Consider the following 18,439-nt stretch of genomic DNA (forward strand, 5'->3'; position numbering starts at 1 on the left):
CAGCGCAGGCCATGAGTGAGCCACACGCGATCCGTGGGCAGCCGCAATGGGAGCGACAACCCCGACCACCTCAACCGAGCCTCGTCAGACCCCGGCCGTGCCGTCAATGAAACAAGTAGCCGCGATGTGCGAACTCTCATTCGGCTGGTGACGTCCAGTCGTCGAAGGTCACGACGAAGTCGTCACCAAGCTCGGACCTGAGGCGTTCCGCGAGTCGCCGGCCTTCGAGCCGGTGGTACTCAGAATCGAAATCTGTTGGCCAGCCCGTCTTCCAGTCGAAGTGCTCCAGGAAAGCCTTCGCCCATGCGCGGAGTTCGTCCACGAGCGAGCTAGTGAGTTGGGGATAGTCGTCGGGAGACGTGTGTTCATCTTCCCAAAGTGGCCATTCAACTCCGTACTCGTTCATGAGTTGAATGCGTCGCGGAGCCTGGACTCGCCACTCGAACTGAGGTCGAATGTCGTCGAGATCGACCGTCTCGCGGGCCACTTCTCCCGAGTCGTCGAAGTAGACGATGTCGAAGACTGAGCCCTGGAAGTCGTTGAGGTCGAACTCGATGTGGTCGGTCCAGAGATCGTCGCTCCCACCCCCTCCCCCACCACCAGGAGGAACAATCTGCCCGTTCTGTTCGACGCGCACATGGCGCAAGCTAGAGAACCCGTCTTCGCCGTACCCGCGACAACCAGCCTGCGCTGCGAAACTCAGGAACACTTTTCCGTAGGCGAGACCGATCGGGAACCTTGTGATCCGAGCGCCGTCGTCAAGCGCCACTTCCTGCTGCAGAGCCACACAGGCAGTCTCTTCGATGTCGAGCCGTTCTGAGGTCAGCATCGAGCAACTCGTTCAGCACAAAAAGTCGTCCGCTCATGCCGCGTAGTGCGCACTCGTGCCGAAGTGAACGCGGCTGCGATGGTAGTCGCCGATACTCGAGTCATGGTGATGCCCGATGATCCGGAGGTCCTTGAGATTCAGGCCGTCATGCGCGCCGCGGGGTGGTCTGGCAGCACAAGCATTCTTCGCGAATTGCATACGTGGTTGCGTTTGGGCCACGAACTCGCCTCGTATGAGGCGACGATCGACGACTACACAAACGACCTTTGCTCGCGCGACTACCTAGAGACGGTGTTAGGACTCGCGAAGGACGAGTTGCGCCGAGAGGTGGAGGCTCAAGTCGCCGCCGGCGACGCGGCGTTCCGGCAGGCGACGGAAGCAGACGACGGCCAGCGCCTTGCCAACTTCTATCGCCTCGATTCGAACGACGGGTGGTGGTGGCGCCGTCGCCCCAAGTACGGTCCGCTGGCTGCATACCTAGTGGACGCCACGCTTCCGCAGGAGATATCCGATCTGTGCGAGGCGGTCGAATCGGAGCAGCTCGTGGAGTTGGCCGCTCGAGCTACGGGCGCCTCAGACGAGTCGCTGGCGGCAGTGAGCGCACTATTGCGATCTGCCGCCGACGCCGCCGCGAGCGGCAACCGCACCGCAGCCGTAGCGGCGCTGGAATCCGCGGCACGGGTCGTTGTCGATGAATGGAAGCTGACGGCTCCGCTCGGAGCCACGCTGTGCGAGTTGGCTCAGTCCGCGCGCAGTTAGATCAAAGCGCTCGCTCATGCCGCGACGCGCTCGGTTCCGATAAGTGATCAGCCCGACGCACAGCTGACGCAGGTCCTGGCCGTCGGCCGAGCCCGCAGACGATCCTTGGGCATCAGCCCCCCGCATCGCTCGCACATCCCGTAGGTGCCGGCGGCCAGACGGGCGAAGGCGGCGTCGATCTCGGCGAGGTACGTCCGCGCCTGGTGTACGAGCGCCTCGAGCTGGGATCGTTCGAAGGCGATGGTCGCGCCCTCGGGGTCGTGCTCGTCGTCGGCGTTGCTGCCTTCCGACGCGGCGACGAGCTGGTCGAAGTCGCCGGTCAGGGTCGCCAGCCGAGCGAGAGTCGTCTGACGCTCCTGCTCGAGCACGCCCCGGGGGTCTTCCACGGTGTTACCGGCGAACGCCCATCGCGCCGCAGACCGGGGCGGCCCAGCCGAGCGCGTCGTGATCGGCGATGTCGGCGTCCAGGGCCTTCGCGACGTCCTCGGGGATCGGCACGGCCTTGCGCTCGGCCATGTCGACGTGGACGTAGACGAGCTCGAACGTGCTGGCCAGCTGCTCTCGCTCCTGGTCGAGCACGAACGCCATCGCGTGGACCGCACGGCCGGAGCGCTCCAGCAGACGCGAGTGCACGGTGAACCGCTCGCCCAGTCGCAGCTCGCCGTAGTAGCGCAGGTGCTGCTCGACGGTGAAGAAGCTCATGCCGCGCTCGTCGATGTACGCCTGGTCGACGCCCGCCGCCTCGGTCGCCTTCCACACGGCCCACGACGCGAACCCGAAGTAGTGGCGGATGTTCATGTGGCCGTTCTCGTCGATCTGGTCCGGCTGGACCGTCTCGTCGAACTGTGCGGGAAGCGCGGAGACGTCGTCGAAGGAGGGAAGGTCGCTCATCTCAGCCGAGGTACCCCTCGACCTCAGCAGCAGAGCGTGCCGCCGCGGCGTCCGGGTCGTTCCCGGCGTCCCTGAGGGCACGACGCTGCCGCAGCAGGTCCCAGCACCTGTCCAGCTCCACCTCGATCGAGCGAAGGCGCTGCTGCTCCTCGGCGGCGTCGACCTCGTCTCGTTCCCTGCGGCTGCGGAGTCCGTGCTCCTCGTCGATCAGAGCCTTGATCCGGCTGAGCGTGTCGTCGTCGCTGGTCATGCGTCTTCCCTCCAGGAGTTCTTGCGGCCGCTTGCCATCGTGCCAGAGGCGGATGTCCGGCGGCGCGGTCAGACGTTGCGCCGGTACTGGCCGCCGACCTCGAAGAACGCCTCGGTCACCTGCTGCAGGGAGCAGACTCGGGCGGCGTCCATCAGCACGGCGAAGACGTTCTCGCCGGCGAGCGCAGCCTCCTTGAGGCGGGCGAGGGCCTCGGCGGCCTCCTCGCGGTGCGCCTCCTGGAACGCCCGGACGCGGTCGAGCTGCGACTTCTTCTCGTCCTCGGTCGCGCGAGCCAGCTCGACCACCGGGGCGACGTCGTCCTCGTCGGGCTTGCGGAACGTGTTGACGCCGATGATCGGCAGCGAGCCGTCGTGCTTGCGCTGCTCGTAAAGCATCGACTCGTCCTGGATGCGGCCGCGCTGGTAGCCGGTCTCCATCGCGCCGAGCACGCCGCCGCGCTCGCTGATGGCGTCGAACTCGCGGAGCACGGCCTCCTCGACGAGGTCGGTGAGCTCGTCGGTGAGGAACGCGCCCTGGGTGGGGTTCTCGTTCATCGCGACGCCCCACTCGCGGTTGATGATCATCTGGATCGCCAGCGCGCGGCGCACCGAGCTGTCGGTTGGCGTGGTGACGGCCTCGTCGTACGCGTTGGTGTGCAGGCTGTTCGCGTTGTCGTAGATGGCGATGAGCGCCTGCAGCGTGGTGCGGATGTCGTTGAAGTCCATCTCCTGCGCGTGGAGCGAGCGGCCGGACGTCTGCACGTGGTACTTCAGCTTCTGGCTGCGCTCGTTCGCGCCGTACCGCTCCTTCATCGCGACGGCCCAGATCCGACGGGCCACGCGGCCGAGCACCGAGTACTCCGGGTCCATGCCGTTGGAGAAGAAGAACGACAGGTTGGGCGCGAAGTCGTCGATGTCCATGCCGCGCGCCAGGTACGACTCGACGTACGTGAACCCGTTGGCGAGGGTGAACGCGAGCTGGCTGATGGGGTTCGCCCCGGCCTCGGCGATGTGGTACCCGGAGATGGAGACGGAGTAGAAGTTCCGCACGCCGTGCTCGATGAACCACTCCTGGATGTCGCCCATCATCTTCAGGCTGAACTCGGTGGAGAACAGGCAGGTGTTCTGGCCCTGGTCCTCCTTGAGGATGTCGGCCTGCACCGTGCCGCGCACCGTGCGCAGCGCCTCCTCGGCGCTGACGCCCTTCTCCTTGGCCTGGTCGATCGCGGTGTTCAGGAAGAACGCCAGGACGGTGGGCGCGGGGCCGTTGATCGTCATCGAGACCGACGTCGACGGCGACAGCAGGTCGAACCCGTCGTACAAGGCCTTCATGTCGTCGAGCGTGGCGACGGAGACGCCGGACGTGCCGACCTTGCCGTAGACGTCGGGCCGGAGGTCCGGGTCGCGGCCGTACAGCGTCACCGAGTCGAACGCGGTGGAGAGTCGGTCGGCCTCGCCGTCGTGGGAGAGCAGCCTGAACCGGCGGTTGGTGCGGAACGGGTCGCCCTCGCCGGCGAACATGCGGGCCGGGTCCTCGCCGTCGCGCTTGAACTTGAAGACGCCCGCGGTGAACGGGAAGAACCCGGGCAGGTTCTCGCGGCGCCAGAACGAGACGAGTGCGCCGTGGTCGGTGGTGCGGGGGAGGGCGACGCGGGGCACGTGCGTCCCGGACAGCGACTCGCGCCGCAGGGTCGTGTGGATCTCCTTGTCGCGAACCACCACCACCTGCTCGTCGCCGGAGTACGACTCCACGACCTCGGGCCACGCCTCGATCTGCTCGGCGATCTCCCGGGGGAGGTCGCGGCGGGCCTCCTCCAGCTTCTGGTCGAGCTCGTCGCTCTCGATCTCCTTGCGGACGGTCTCGAATGCCTGCACCCGGCGGGCCGCCTCGACCAGCCGTTCGGTCTCCGCGTGGTAGCCGCGGACGGTCTCGGCGATCTCGGACAGGTAGCGGACCTTCTCGGCGGGGACGATGGCGGCGAAGTCGCTGGACACCTTCGTGTCGACGTGCGGCAGCGTTCCCTCGGCCAGCTCGAGGCCCTCGTCACGCAGCAGGGCGCCCAGGTGCTGGTACAGCGCGGTGACGCCGTCGTCGTTGAACGTGGCGGCCGACGTGCCGTACACCGGCATGTCCTCGGGCTTGGACCCGAACGCCTCGCGGTTGCGCACCAGCTGGCGGCCGACGTCGCGCAGTGCGTCCTTGGCGCCGCGGCGCTCGAACTTGTTGATGGCGACGACGTCGGCGAAGTCGAGCATGTCGATCTTCTCCAGCTGTGACGCGGCGCCGAACTCCGGCGTCATGACGTAGAGGGAGCGGTCGACGAACGGCACGATGCCGGCGTCGCCCTGCCCGATGCCCGGGGTCTCGATGATGACGAGGTCGAAGCCGGCGGCCTTCAGCGTGGCGATGACGTCCGGGAGGTTCTCCGGGGTCTCGTGGCCGCCGCGGGTGGCCATCGAGCGGAAGTAGATGCGGTCGCCGTCGAGGGCGTTCATGCGGATGCGGTCGCCGAGCAGCGCGCCGCCGCCCTTGCGCCGGGTGGGGTCGATGGCCAGGACGGCGATGCGCAGCTTGTCCTGCTGGTCGGTGCGGAAGCGGCGGACCAGCTCATCGGTGAGCGAGCTCTTGCCCGACCCGCCGGTGCCGGTGATGCCGAGCACGGGAGCGCTCGACGCCTCGGCGGCCGAGCGGACGGCGGACAGGAACTCGTCGTCGAGGTGCCCGCCCTCGGCCCCGGTGATGGCACGCGCGACGGCGGCGCGGTCGCCCGCACGCACGGCGTCGAGGTGCGCGGGCCCGTCGTCGGACCAGAGGTCGCGGTCGCAGGCCTCGATCATCGTGTTGATCATCCCGGCGAGGCCGAGCCGGTGGCCGTCGTCGGGGGAGAAGATCGTGACGCCGGACTCCCGCAGCCGGGCGATCTCCTCCGGCACGATGACGCCGCCTCCGCCGCCGTACACCTTGACGTGGCCGGCGCCCTGCTCGCGCAGCGACTCCACGAGGTACTCGAAGTACTCGATGTGGCCGCCCTGGTACGAGCTGACCGCGACGCCCTGGACGTCCTCCTCGATGGCCGCGCTGACGACCTCGGCGACGGACCGGTTGTGCCCGAGGTGCACCACTTCCGCGCCCTGGGACTGCAGGATCCGCCGCATGATGTTGATGCTCGCGTCGTGTCCGTCGAACAGGCTCGAGGCCGTGACGAAGCGGACGGGATGGCGCGGCTCATACATAGGAAACACGATAGTTGGACTTCCAAGTATTGTCGAGTCGTGCGTATGCTGGCGCCATGCCGTCCACGCGGAAGCTGGCCTTCGACCCGATCGAGCGTGCCGGGGAGCTGTGGCGCGAGCACGTCGGCGACGACGTCTCGATGCGTCTCGCGACGTCGATCATGCGCGTCCAGCAGATCGTGCTGTCCGCCCTCGACGCCGCCGTGCGTCCGCACGGCATCACGTTCGCGCGGTACGAGGTGCTGCGGCTCATCTCCTTCAGCAGGGACGGCCGCCTGCCGATGAGCAAGATCGGGGAGCGCCTGATGGTGCACCCGACCTCGGTGACGAGCCTCGTCGACCGGCTCGAGTCCCAGGAGCTGGTCGAACGCGCGACGGACCCCGACGACCGTCGCCGCATCTACGTCTCGCTCACCCCGGCCGGCCGCCGGGTGCTGAAGTCGGCCACCCGGGCGCTCACCGAGATCGACTTCGCCGTCGGGTCGCTCGACGAGAGCCACCAGGTCGAGGCGTACGAGCTGCTCCGCCGCCTGCGGTCCGACGACTTCGAGGACTGAGCGATGCTTCAGGACCTCGGCGTGACCCTGCCTGTCGTCGCCGCGCCGATGGCCGGCGGACCGAGCACGCCCGAGCTGGTGGTCGCCGCGCGGCAGGCAGGCGGACTCGGGTTCCTCGCCGCGGGCTACAAGACCGCCGACCAGCTGGCCGCCCAGGTCGCCGCGGTGCGCCAGGAGACCGACGTCTTCGGCGTCAACGTGTTCGCGCCGAATCCTGAGCCGGTCGTCCGCGCCGAGTACGCCGACTACGCCCGCAAGCTCGCGGACATCATGTCGCCGCTGGGCGTCGACGTCCTCGGCATCCTGCCGCGCGAGGACGACGACGCCTGGGAGGCGAAGCTGCAGCTGCTGCTCGACGACCCGGTCCCGGTCGTCAGCCTCACGTTCGGGCTCCCGCCGGAGGCGGCGATCGAGCAGCTGCGCGAGAAGGGCACCGTCGTGCTGCAGACCGTGACGTCGCTCGACGAGGCGCGGCAGGCGGCTGCCGCGGGCGTCGACGGGCTCGTCGTGCAGGGCTCCGCCGCCGGCGGCCACTCCGCCACCTTCACCCCACGATTCGCTTCGGCCGAGACGGTCCTGACGGAGGTGGTGAGGGAGATCCGTGCCGGGGTCGAGCTTCCCCTCTGGGCAGCAGGTGGGATCGCGGCCGCGGGCGACGTGCGAGCGGCGTTGGACGCCGGAGCCGAGGCGGTCGCCGTCGGGTCCGTGCTGCTGCGGTCACCGGAGAGCGGCACGTCAGCCACGACGAGGGCCGGCATCGCGCACGGCATCGAGCACGGCCTCGAGACCACTGTCACGCGCGCGTTCTCGGGGCGCCCGGCGCGCGGCATCCGCAACGAGTTCATCGAGTGGTTCGACGCCGAGGCGCCCGTGGGCTACCCGGCCGTGCACCACCTGACCAGTCCGCTCCGCAAGGCCGCGGCCGACCGCGGCCTCTTCGAGCACGTCAACCTCTGGGCCGGCACGGGCTACGCCGCCGGCACGGAGGAGACGGCGGCCGACGTCCTCCGCCGCCTCGCGCGCTGATTCGAGGCTGACCGGTCGGTGCAGCAAAAGGCCCATTTCACGGCTCGTTGGATGCTTCAATGACCCGTGAAGAAGTCTCGGCTGTTCGTGGCGGGCGTCGCGCTGGCCGCCACCGCGTCCGTCTTGGGTGGCGCGTCGTCGACAGCGGCGGACGCCCCGGAGCAGGGAACGCTGCTGAGCCCGCGTCCCGCGACGCCTTACCTCACCGACGCCATGAAGTCGGCGTCAGACACTCTCGTCGCCTACGCCTATGGGCAGCCGCGGATCGACGGCAAGCCGGACCTTCAGATCCGCCGCATCTCCGACGGAGCGCTGGTCGGCACCTTCCCGGGCGAGGACAACACGGACCTCGGCTCACTGCGCCTGGACCACGACGTCGTCTACCGGGTCGTGGCGTCGCAGCCCCAAGGGAAGCTGGACCGCCTCGTGGTCTACAACCCCGCGACCCAGGCTGTCGTGCACACGCTGACCGCCGGTCCCACCGAGAGCGTGATCGCAGCCGGTGGCTCGTGGCTCCTGACGTGCCTGCCGCAGTCCGGTGTGTGCGAAGGACGGCTCCGGACGACCTCGGGTGTGACCGCGGCCGTGCCGATCGCGCTGGAGATCAACACCGGCGTCCGGGTCCGCTCCCTCGGTGACACGGCCTACGTGCAGGACACCGCGGGCGTCGTGCACGAGGTGGACGTCACCGACGGCTCTTTCAAGCCGTTCCAGGGCACTCTGCCCGACGTCGTCGGTCCCACGCGCGTCTTCTGGAAAAAGGCGATCCCAGGTGACCCGACCCACTTCCGCGTGGAGTGGCGTGAGCGGTCCGGCGGCGAGACTCAGGCCCTGACGGTGGCGGGCTTCGCCAGTGCGGTCACGCTGCTGCCCTTCGGCACAGGCATCGCCGGTCGCTGGATCCCGACCGGGGGCACGCCGGACCGGGAGGCCGTCCGCCCCATTGATCTCGTCGCGAACGCTCCGCAGCCCAACGTGGCTCTCGGGGTCGGGTCCACCGCCTCGACCCCCGACGGCCGCATCGTCGTCGCCACGGCGGACACCGGAGCCGGGCGCATCGCCGCCGTCGGCCCTGGGTCGGCCCTGACGACGATTGCCGCCCTGCCCGTCCTGGGCAAGCCGCTGGATCGCGTGTGGCTCAGCGGCGGTCGCGTCGCCGGTCTGTGGTCCGAGCCGGACCAGACGAACCGGGTCTACCTCGCCCAGGCCGCGGGGAGCCAGTCGTGGTCGACGCAGCTCGCGCCGGGCGTCTCGACTCCTGCCGGTGGACCCGCGACCGGCACAGTCGTGGACTTCGCCGGCGGGACGCTCCTCAGCGAGGTGGACGCCCAGCCGTCGAACGGCACGTACCGCCTGACGTGGGACACCGGGACGAAGGATGTCCAGAGTCTCTTCGGTGCGCCGGTCCTGGGCCATGGCGGAACGCTGATGTCGCGCAGGGTCTCCTCGGGCGGCATCACCACCCAGGTCGTCGAGGTGGTCAAGACCGGGACGCGCCTCGCGGCGTGGGGATCGGACGATCCCACGGCTCTGGACGGCCAGTGGTACTGGCACGGGGTCTCCGACGGCGCCAGCCTCGTCGGCACGAACGCGCTCACCGGCAAGACGCGCCAAGTAGCCACCGGGGTGACGTGCGAGGGTGCGGGGTCGAGCATCCAGGCACATGGTCGCTGGGTGGCGCTGAGCTGCGACAACGGATGGACGCGGGTCATCGACACCGTCGGACTGATTGCTCCGGTGACCATCCCGAAGAGCGTCGCGTGGCTGGGTCAAGGCTTCGTGGCCTGGTTCGAGACCGACCAGGACGACCGGACGGTGGTCGCGGTGCGCGAGCTGGCCGGCGCGGGGACGAAGCATTCGTACGGCCCGGCGAACTGGAACGTCTACCCGGCTGTCGACGACGTGGATCGTGGGCTCGTCTACCTGGACACCGGCAGCATGCCGCGTCGCGTCGATCTGGGCTGGGTGGCGTCGGACGCGATCACTGCACCGACCATCACCAGCGTCAAGTCGTCACCGCGCACGATGTCGAAGCCGTCGGCGACGGCCACCATCTCGTACGCGGCCAAGGCCGGAACGGCCCCGGTCCTCGGCTACGAGCTCTCGTACCGGCGGGCCACCTCCGGCGGCGCCTTCGGGAGCTGGACGACGCCGTCGTCGTGGTCACTCTTGACCGTCACGTCGGTGAAGCGGACCCTCTCGGCCGGAGAGAACATCTGCTTCCGGGTCCGCGCGACCGACGTCGTCGGCACCTTCTCGCCGTGGTCAGGGACAACCTGCTCGACGTCGCCCTACGACGACCGGAGCCTCAGCGCCAAGGGCACAGTCCGGCGCGTCTCCACGTCCGGTGCCATGTCGGGCACCGAGTCGCAGCTGAAGGCGACGGGCGCGACCCTGAAGCGGTCGAACCAGCGCGCCAAGCAGTTCCGGCTGCTCGCGTACTGCGGGCCGAAGGAGGGATCGGTGAAGGTCTACATCGGCTCCACGCGACTGGCAACCTTCAGCCTCAAGTGCTCCAAGACGGCCAAGGTCACGCGCAACGTCACCCTCTCCAGCCCGGTGAGCGGTGACCTCAAGCTCGTCTCCGCCTCGTCCAAGCGGGTGCGTGTCGACGGAGTCGTGCTGTACCTGTACCCGTGACGCTCAGCTGTGACTGCGGAACTGGCGCCAGGCGTCGCTCATGCGCTCGGCCTGGCCGGGCGTGAACTCGTACATGCAGGTGTCCTGCGAGTAGTCCATGAAGTTGTGGATCGGGTCGTCGCCGGGGGCGGTGCACGTGTTCGCGCCGACCGGGCAGTCGAACTGCGGGATCGCCTCGCGCGGGGTGTCCGCCACGTAGTCGCCGGCGGCCGAGCAGCCGCTGTGGAACGTGTGCTCCAGCATCAGCCAGTGGCCGACCTCGTGCGTGAGGGTGTCGCCGAACGCGTACTTGCCGGCCGTGCCGCCGGGCATGGACTCGTCGAGCATCACGACTCCGTCGAAGATGTCGTGGCCGGGGTTGTACTGGTTCGGGAAGTAGGCCCAGCCGAGCAGTCCGCCGCCGATGTCGGCCGCGTACACGTTGAGGGTCTTCGCGTCGCCCTCGTGGAGCGCGTTCTTCATGTCGCGCTCGGCGCCCTTCTTGCCCGGCTCGACGTGGTACCAGGCCGGGTTGACGGTCCAGGTGACGTGGTCGAGGTCGAAGCGGAACGGGGTGTTGGCCGCGGTGGCCGCGGTCTTGCCGGAGTACGAGTCGTTCAGCACCTTCATCTGGGCGTTGATCAGCGTGGTCCAGCGGTTCTTCTCGGCGGTCGTGAACGAGTCCTCGCCGACCATGTGGAACACGGTGCGGACGTGCACGCTGCCGTTCGCGAGCCGCGGGCGGTCCTTGATGACGCCGTACGCGTTGGCCTCGTTCTTCGGGTAGAGCTCGGGCTCCTGGGCCTTGGCGCCGGGCTTCACGCGCGCCGCGCTGTGCGTGTCCTGGCAAGCGGCCGCACCGGGCGACGCCGCGGACGCGGTGGTGGTGGTCGCGCTGCCGGCGGCGGTCAGCAGGCCGGCGGCGAGCACGAGCGGCGCGAGTCGCGCCACGGAACGGATGGTCATGTGATTCCCCCTCGGTGGTCGGTCAATCCTGCAGCATGGCGGCGCCGAGCGACTCCTCCGGCACGCCGAAGCCCTCGACGAGGGTCAGCAGGTGCGGACGCAGCTTCTCGCACATCGCGTTCACCTCGCTGGTCACGACCTTGGCGCGCTGGTCGCTCAACCGGTTGTGACCCTGGAACCAGGCCAGGTCCTCCTCAATCGTGCTCAGCGCGTAGAGCGTGCAGACGTCGCGGAGCAGCTCCTGCGCCTCCTCGTCCTCGCACCGTCCGATGCCGGCGGTGAAGGCCTCGAGGACGACGCGGTCGATGTGCACCCGGCCGGCGCGGATCAGGTGGTCCTGGGCGCCGTTGAAGATCCGGAACGCCTCGTCGTCGTCATCGGCCTTGGTGGCGCGTTGCAAGCGGCGGGCGACGGTCTCGATGACGTGCTGCTCGCGGTCCTCGAACAGGTTCAGCTGGGTGCCGAGGTCGAGCAGGTCGTGGTCGTCGTCGTTGCCGGGCCGGGCGTCGATGAGGCGCTGGATCAGCTGCGACGCCGCGGTGCGCTCCTTGACGACGTCGGCCACGGTGCCGGCGACGAACCGCACCATGCCGACGGGATCGAGGCCGCCCACCTCGGCGGCGTACGCCGTGAGGAGCTCCTTGGCGACGAGCTGCAGGAGGACGTGGTTGTCGCCCTCGAACGTCGTGAACACGTCGACGTCGCCGCGCAGCGTGGTGAGCCGGTTCTCCGCGAGGTAGCCGGCGCCGCCGCACAGCTCGCGCGACTCCTGGATGGCGTGCGACGCGTGCCAGGTCTGCACGACCTTGAGGCCGGCGGCGCGGCTCTCCAGCTCACGCTTCTGCTGGGGGTCGGCGTCGTCGGTGATCTGCAGGCGGTGCATGCGTGCGACGAGCTGGTTCTGCGCGAAGCGGTAGGCGTACGACCGCGCGATCAGCGGCAGGAGCCGGCGCTGGTGCATCCGGTAGTCGGCGAGCAGGATCTCGACGCCGGGCTCGGGACCGAACTGGCGGCGCTTGAGCGCGTAGCGGCCGGCGATGCTCAGGGCGACCTCCGCCGACGCGCTCGCCGAGCCGCCGACGCTCACGCGTCCGCGCACGAGGGTGCCGAGCATCGTGAAGAAGCGGCGACCGGTGTCGTCGATCGGCGAGGAGTAGGCGCCGCCCTCGTCGACCTGGCCGTACCGGTTGAGCAGGTTGCCGCGCGGGATGCGGACCTGGTCGAACACGATGCGGCCGTTGTCGACGCCGCCGAGGCCGCCCTTGTGCCCGCAGTCCGACGTCGTGACGCCGGGCAGGTCCCGGCCCTTGTCGTCGCGGATCGGCACCAGGAAGCAGTGGACGCCGTACGACTCGCCGCGGGTGACGAGCTGGGCGAACACGGCGGCCATCGTGGCGTGCTTGGCGGCGTTGCCGATGTAGTCCTTGCGGGAGCTCGGCGTCGGGGAGTGGATGACGAACTCCTCGGTGGCCGGGTCGTAGGTGGCGGTGGTCTCGAGGTTCTGGACGTCGCTGCCGTGGCCGGACTCCGTCATGGCGAAGCAGCCGACGAGGTCGAGGTTGATCAGGTCGCGGATGTACGCGTCGTGGTGGACCTTCGTGCCGAGGTTCTCGACGGCACCGCCGAACAGGCCCCACTGGACGCCGGCCTTGACCATCAGCGAGAGGTCGAACTGGGCGAGCATCTCGATGCCGGTGACCGCCATGCCCGGGTCGCCGGCGCCGCCGTACTCCGGGCTGAAGCCCGCGGCCGGGATGCCGGTGGGCACCAGCTCCTTGAGCTGGCGGAACGTCCGCTCCCGCGCCTCGTCGAGGCTGAGGTCGTGGTCGAACGCGAGGTCCATCTTCGCGAGCTCGATCCGAGACTGCTCGCGGACGTGGCGCCACTTGCCGTCCAGGGCGATCCGGACCTCGTCTGACAGCGTCATGGCGACACGCTACTCGCGAATCCGGGGGTGCCGCAGGTCCATACAGTTGGGCCCGTGAGCGGACTGCTGGTCGCTGGGACGACCTCGGACGCGGGCAAGAGCGTCGTCACCACGGCGTTGTGCCGGGCGTTCGCCAGACGTGGGATCACGGTCGCGCCGTTCAAGGCGCAGAACATGTCCAACAACTCGATGGTCGTCGGGGACGGCGAGGAGATCGGGCGGGCGCAGTGGATCCAGAGCCTGGCTGCGGGGGCGGAGCCGGAGGTCGCGATGAACCCGGTGCTGCTCAAGCCCGGGGGCGACCGGCGGAGCCACGTCGTCGTGATGGGCCGGCCGGCGGGAGAGATCTCGTCGACGGAGTTCGTCGGCGGCCGGACGCACCTGGCCGAGACCGCGTTCGCGGCGTACGACGACCTCGCGTCGCGCTACGACGTGGTCGTCTGCGAGGGCGCCGGGAGCCCGGCCGAGATCAACCTGCGGGCCGGCGACTTCGTCAACATGGGACTCGCGCAGCACGCCCGGCTGCCGGTGGTGGTCGTCGGCGACATCGACCGCGGCGGCGTGTTCGCGGCGTTCTACGGCACGCTGGCGCTGCTCGACGACGCCGACCAGCGACTGGTGTCCGGGTTCGTCGTCAACAAGTTCCGCGGCGACCGCGCCCTGCTCGAGCCGGGTCTCGAGCGGATCGCCGAGCTCACCAGTCGCCCGGTGCACGGCGTGCTGCCGTGGCACCCGGACCTCTGGCTCGACTCCGAGGACACGCTCGCCGTCAGCGGCCGCCGGTCGGACGCGTCCGACGCCCTGCGGGTGGCGGTCGTCCGCCTCCCACGCATCAGCAACGCCACCGATGTCGACGCGCTCGGGATCGAGCCGGGCGTCGACGTCACGCTCGTCTCCGACCCGCGCGGGCTCGCCGACGCCGACCTGCTCGTGCTGCCGGGCACGCGGGCCACGCTCGCCGACCTCGCCTGGCTGCGCTCGCGCGGGCTCGACCGGGCGGTGCTCGACCACGCCGCGGCGGGACGTCCGGTGCTCGGCATCTGCGGTGGTTACCAGATGCTCGGCCGCACCATCAGCGACCCGGGGGGCGTCGAGGGCGTCGCCGGGGCGGAAGCCGACGGGCTCGGGCTGCTCGACGTCGTCACCAGGTTCTCGGCGGAGAAGGTGCTGCGCCTGCACGACGACGCGGGCTACGAGATCCACCACGGGGTGACGTCCGTCGGCTCCGGCGAAGCGTTCCGGGGTGGCGTGCGGCAGGGCCACGTGCTCGGGACGATGCGCCACGGCGTCCTGGAGTCGGACGCGTTCCGGCGGGATCTCCTCGCGGAGGTCGCTGCGGCGGTCGGCCGGACGTGGGCGCCGTCGGACCGGAGCTTCGCCGCTGCCCGGGAGGAGCGGCTCGACCTGCTCGGCGACCTCGCCGAGGAGCACCTGGACGTCGACGCCCTGTTCGCCCTCGCACGCCGGTAGACCCAACATCTTGGGGTTACATCGCTGTAGTTCGTCGTATATCGTGTCGAGTGCAGCTGGTTCGGCTCCTCAGCCAGGGGAGTCGTCGCAAGAGGGAACCCGGTGGGAATCCGGGACTGCCCCGCAGCGGTGAGTGGGAACGACCTCCGTCATCAGCACTGGATCGGCCGATCTGGGAAGCGACGGACAGTAGGCGGCACGCGAGTGCCTGGCTCACGAGTCCGAAGACCTGCCAGTGCCCCGCCGCCATCGGCGGGGGTCCGCGACCTCGTGGGAAGGTCAGGGGATCAGGTCGACGACCGGCCCTCTCCACCCCGCGACCGTGGACTCTGCGTCACGACGAGTTCACGAGGGGTGAACCGATGACGATCACGGTCATCAAGCGCGACGGTGCTCGCGCGCCGTACGACGGGTACGAGATCGCCCGTTCCATCGAGGAGGCCGCCGCCGGCCTCGATCCCGGCAGGGGTTCCGGGCCTTGGGCGGAGAATGGGTACAGCGTCGCACGTGCGACCCAGCTCCGGTCGGAGCTGGAGATCACGCTGTTCGACGGCATCACCAGCGAGCAGCTCGACGAGGCGGTCATCGGCGTCGCGCTGCAGAACGTCAAGGACGACCCGGCGTTCGACACCATCGCCGCGCGTCTGCTGATCAAGACGCTGTACAAGAAGGTCTTCGGCGAGGGCGTCACGCGCGACGAGGTCTACAGCTTCCACGGCCCGGCGTTCGTCGCCTCGATCCTGCGGGGTGTCGAGCTCGGGCTGCTCGACGAGCGACTCGGCGAGCTGTTCGACCTCGAGGTGCTCGGCGCCGCGCTCGACCCGGACCGCGACGACCTGCTGCGCTACGTCGGGGCGCAGACGATGCGCAACCGCTACATGATCAGCGAGCCCGACGGCACGCCGCTGGAGGTGCCGCAGTTCTTCTGGATGCGCGTCGCGATGGGCCTGTCCCTGAACGAGGAAGACCCGACCCGGGCTGCTCTCGCGTTCTACGACAAGATGTCGCGGCTGGAGTACCTTGCCGCCGGCTCGACGCTCGTGAACGCGGGGACGTCGTACAGCCAGCTCTCCAACTGCTTCGTCATGCAGATGGAGGACGACATCGAGCACATCGCCAAGAGCGTGCGCGACGTCATGTGGCTGACGAAGGGCACGGGCGGGATCGGCCTCTCCGTCACCAAGCTGCGGGCCGAGGGCTCGCCCATCCGCTCGAACAACACCACGTCCACCGGCCCGATCCCGTTCATGCACACCATCGACTCGACGCTGCGCGCGGTGAGCCGGGGCGGCAAGAAGTTCGGCGCGCTGTGCTTCTACATGGAGAACTGGCACCTCGACTTCTCGCAGTTCCTCGACCTGCGCCAGAACTCCGGCGACCCGTACCGACGCACGCGCACGGCGAACACGGCGGTCTGGATCTCCGACGAGTTCATGAAGCGTGTCGAGGCCGACGCCGACTGGTACCTGTTCGACCCGCTCGAGGTGCCGGACCTCGTCGAGCTGACCGGCAGCGCCTTCAGCCGCCGGTACGCCGAGTGCGTGGCGCTGGCCGAGGCCGGGGAGCTGCGGCACAAGCGGCTGAAGGCGCGCGAACAGCTGCGCGCGATCCTGGTGAGCCTGCAGACGACGTCGCACCCGTGGCTGACCTGGAAGGACACGGTCAACACCCGGGCGCTCAACCACAACACCGGCACGATCCACCTGTCGAACCTGTGCACGGAGATCTGCCTCCCGCAGGACCGCGACAACGTGTCGGTGTGCAACCTCGCGTCGATCAACCTGTCGCGTCACGTCGTCGGGCGGCGCCAGGACGCGCGCATCGACTGGGAGCGGCTGGCCGAGTCGACGCGGCTGGCTGTGCGCCAGCTCGACAACCTGATCGACATCACGATCAGCTCGGTGCCGGAGTCGGAGCGGTCCAACGAGGAGAACCGCGCGCTCGGGCTCGGGGTCATGGGCTTCACCGACCTCGTGGAGCGGTTCGGCCTGTCCTACGAGTCGGAGCGATCGTACGAGCTCATGGACGAGGTCATGGAGTTCGTCAGCTGGCACGCCATCGACGCGTCGGCCGACCTGGCGCGAGAGCGCGGTGCCTACGAGAACTTCGCCGGCTCGCGCTGGAGCCAGGGGCTCGTGCCGATCGACTCGCTCGACCTGCTCGAGGCCGATCGGGGCGTGGCGGTCGAGGTCGACCGCACGACGCGGCTCGACTGGGACGCCCTGCGCGCCAAGGTCGCGGGCGGCATCCGGAACTCCACGCTGATGGCCATCGCCCCGACGGCGTCGATCGGTCTCGTCGCCGGCACCACCCCCGGGCTCGACCCGCAGTTCAGCCAGATCTTCAGCCGTTCCACGAGCGCGGGCAAGTTCCTGGAGGTCAATCGCAACCTCGTCGAGGACCTCCGCAGCCTCGGGCTGTGGGAACAGGTGCGCGAGGACCTGCTGCGGCACCAGGGCGACCTGTCCAAGGTCGACGGGGTGCCGCCGGAGCTCGTCGAGATCTATCGCACGAGCTTCCAGCTCTCGCCGTACGCGTTCCTCGAGGTCGCGGCCCGGGCGCAGAAGTGGATCGACCAGGCGATCAGCCGCAACATCTACCTGGCGAGCCGCGACGTCGGCGGCATGGTCGACCTGTACTCGGCGGCCTGGCGCAAGGGCGTCAAGACGACGTACTACCTGCACATGATGCCGCGCCACACGGCCGAGCAGAGCACGGTGCAGGTCAACAAGGCGGCGGTGCACACGTCGTCGTCCGGGCGTCGGGGCTTCGGCCAGACCGCGGTCCTTGAACCTGAAAGGACGGAGCTCGAGGTCGTCGACGGTGCCGCCTGCCCCGTCGACCCGCAGGAGCGACTGAACTGCGAGTCGTGCCAGTGAGCGCGGGCATCCTGGGCACCGGCATCGAGGAAGGTCTCCTCCTCAAGCCGGTCACGTACCCGTGGGCGATGGAGCTGTACGACCAGGCGGTGGCCAACACCTGGTTCCCCAACGAGATCCAGCTCGGCGAGGACCTCGCCGACTTCGAGCGGATGAGCGAGGAGGAGCGGCACGCCCTGACGTTCCTGATGAGCTACTTCAACCCGAACGAGCTGCTGGTCAACAAGGCGCTGGCGTTCGGCGTCTATCCGTACGTGAACGCCGCCGAGTGCCACCTCTACCTCGCCAAGCAGATGTGGGAAGAGGCCAACCACTGCATGAGCTTCGAGTACGTGCTCGAGACGTTCCCGATCGACCGTGAGGCGGCCTACGCCTCCCACGTCAGCGTGCCGTCGATGGCTCGCAAGGAGGAGTTCGAGGTCCGGTTCATCAAGCGGATGACCGAGCAGTCGATCGACATCACCACGACCGAGGGCAAGCAGGACTTCGTGCGGAACCTCGTCGCCTACAACGTGATCCTGGAGGGCATCTGGTTCTACTCCGGGTTCATGGTGGCGCTGAGCTTCCGGCAGCGGAACCTGCTGCGGAACTTCGGGTCGCTGATCGAGTGGATCGTCCGCGACGAGAGCCTGCACCTGAAGTTCGGCCTCAACCTGATCCTCACCGTGCTCGACGAGAACCCGGACGTCGCGACCGAGGAGTTCGCGGCGGAGATCAAGCAGATGATCGTCGACGCCGTCGAGATGGAGGAGGAGTACAACCGCGACCTGCTGCCCGGCGGGATCCTCGGGCTGAACGCCGACTACATCAACCAGTACGTGCGGTACTTGGCCGACCGCCGGCTCGACGAGCTCGGCCTCGGCGCGCACTACGGGGCGAGCAACCCGGCGAAGTGGATGGCCACGGCGAACGACACGCTGCAGCTGGTCAACTTCTTCGAGTCGATCAACACGTCCTACGAGGTCAACGCGCGTGCCGGTTCCTAGCCGCCGGACCCGGCACCCCCGCCGGGCCGGCTCCTAGCGGTGTCCTG

The 18,439-nt window shown here is 69.0% G+C and carries 14 protein-coding genes and 1 riboswitch; of the genes, 7 read left to right on the top strand and 7 right to left on the bottom strand.

The annotated features are described in order from the left end of the window. Positions 1-136: 136 nt before the first annotated feature. Complete coding sequence (locus FHP06_RS11075; RefSeq protein ID WP_147686742.1) at positions 137-829, bottom strand: hypothetical protein; 693 nt, start codon at positions 827-829, stop codon at positions 137-139. Positions 830-931: 102 nt separating this feature from the next. Here FHP06_RS11075 and FHP06_RS11080 point away from each other — a divergent pair, with 102 nt between their 5' ends. Then, positions 932-1,588, top strand: a complete 657-nt coding sequence (locus tag FHP06_RS11080) for a hypothetical protein (protein ID WP_147686744.1) — start codon at positions 932-934, stop codon at positions 1,586-1,588. A 47-nt stretch (positions 1,589-1,635) separates the two neighbouring features. Here the strand turns inward: FHP06_RS11080 and FHP06_RS11085 are convergent, their stop codons facing one another. From FHP06_RS11085 to icmF, 4 genes are all read right to left on the bottom strand, one after another. Next, positions 1,636-1,974, bottom strand: a complete 339-nt coding sequence (locus FHP06_RS11085) for a TraR/DksA family transcriptional regulator (RefSeq protein WP_147686746.1) — start codon at positions 1,972-1,974, stop codon at positions 1,636-1,638. 4 nt (positions 1,975-1,978) lie between these two features. Beyond that, positions 1,979-2,479 (bottom strand): thioesterase family protein, encoded by a 501-nt coding sequence (locus tag FHP06_RS11090; RefSeq protein ID WP_147686748.1) that lies wholly within the window; start codon positions 2,477-2,479, stop codon positions 1,979-1,981. Position 2,480: 1 nt separating this feature from the next. Further along, positions 2,481-2,729 (bottom strand): DUF2630 family protein, encoded by a 249-nt coding sequence (locus FHP06_RS11095; RefSeq protein ID WP_147686749.1) that lies wholly within the window; start codon positions 2,727-2,729, stop codon positions 2,481-2,483. Positions 2,730-2,797: 68 nt separating this feature from the next. Continuing rightward, on the bottom strand, positions 2,798-5,962 hold the full coding sequence (gene icmF, locus FHP06_RS11100) for a fused isobutyryl-CoA mutase/GTPase IcmF (RefSeq protein WP_230973486.1): 3,165 nt from the start codon (positions 5,960-5,962) through the stop codon (positions 2,798-2,800). 56 nt (positions 5,963-6,018) lie between these two features. On the opposite strand from icmF, the gene FHP06_RS11105 reads away from it, so the two are divergent. From FHP06_RS11105 to FHP06_RS11115, 3 genes are all read left to right on the top strand, one after another. Next, a complete protein-coding gene (locus tag FHP06_RS11105) occupies positions 6,019-6,519 on the top strand; it encodes a MarR family winged helix-turn-helix transcriptional regulator (RefSeq protein ID WP_147686753.1) in 501 nt (166 codons plus the stop codon). A 3-nt stretch (positions 6,520-6,522) separates the two neighbouring features. Beyond that, complete coding sequence (locus tag FHP06_RS11110) at positions 6,523-7,545, top strand: NAD(P)H-dependent flavin oxidoreductase (protein WP_147686755.1); 1,023 nt, start codon at positions 6,523-6,525, stop codon at positions 7,543-7,545. A 66-nt stretch (positions 7,546-7,611) separates the two neighbouring features. Beyond that, entirely contained in the window at positions 7,612-10,185 is a 2,574-nt protein-coding gene (locus FHP06_RS11115; RefSeq protein WP_147686757.1) for a hypothetical protein, read from the top strand. Between the two features lie 3 nt (positions 10,186-10,188). Here the strand turns inward: FHP06_RS11115 and FHP06_RS11120 are convergent, their stop codons facing one another. Then, complete coding sequence (locus FHP06_RS11120; protein WP_147686759.1) at positions 10,189-11,130, bottom strand: zinc metalloprotease; 942 nt, start codon at positions 11,128-11,130, stop codon at positions 10,189-10,191. Positions 11,131-11,152: 22 nt separating this feature from the next. Next, the gene (locus FHP06_RS11125; RefSeq protein WP_147686761.1) at positions 11,153-13,057 is read right to left on the bottom strand and encodes an acyl-CoA dehydrogenase family protein; all 1,905 of its coding nucleotides are present in this window, start codon (positions 13,055-13,057) and stop codon (positions 11,153-11,155) included. 54 nt (positions 13,058-13,111) lie between these two features. Here FHP06_RS11125 and FHP06_RS11130 point away from each other — a divergent pair, with 54 nt between their 5' ends. The 3 genes from FHP06_RS11130 (at position 13,112) to FHP06_RS11140 (ending at position 18,392) form a co-directional block, all read left to right on the top strand. Next, entirely contained in the window at positions 13,112-14,527 is a 1,416-nt protein-coding gene (locus FHP06_RS11130; protein WP_147686763.1) for a cobyric acid synthase, read from the top strand. Between the two features lie 40 nt (positions 14,528-14,567). Continuing rightward, positions 14,568-14,778, top strand: a riboswitch (cobalamin riboswitch). A gap of 111 nt (positions 14,779-14,889) precedes the next feature. Further along, the gene (locus FHP06_RS11135; protein WP_147686764.1) at positions 14,890-17,406 is read left to right on the top strand and encodes a ribonucleoside-diphosphate reductase subunit alpha; all 2,517 of its coding nucleotides are present in this window, start codon (positions 14,890-14,892) and stop codon (positions 17,404-17,406) included. Continuing rightward, the gene (locus FHP06_RS11140; RefSeq protein ID WP_147687072.1) at positions 17,403-18,392 is read left to right on the top strand and encodes a ribonucleotide-diphosphate reductase subunit beta; all 990 of its coding nucleotides are present in this window, start codon (positions 17,403-17,405) and stop codon (positions 18,390-18,392) included. Before FHP06_RS11135 ends, FHP06_RS11140 begins: the two co-directional genes overlap by 4 nt. Positions 18,393-18,439 lie beyond the last annotated feature (47 nt).

Source organism: Aeromicrobium terrae, assembly GCF_008039565.1.
Lineage (GTDB): Bacteria > Actinomycetota > Actinomycetes > Propionibacteriales > Nocardioidaceae > Aeromicrobium > Aeromicrobium terrae.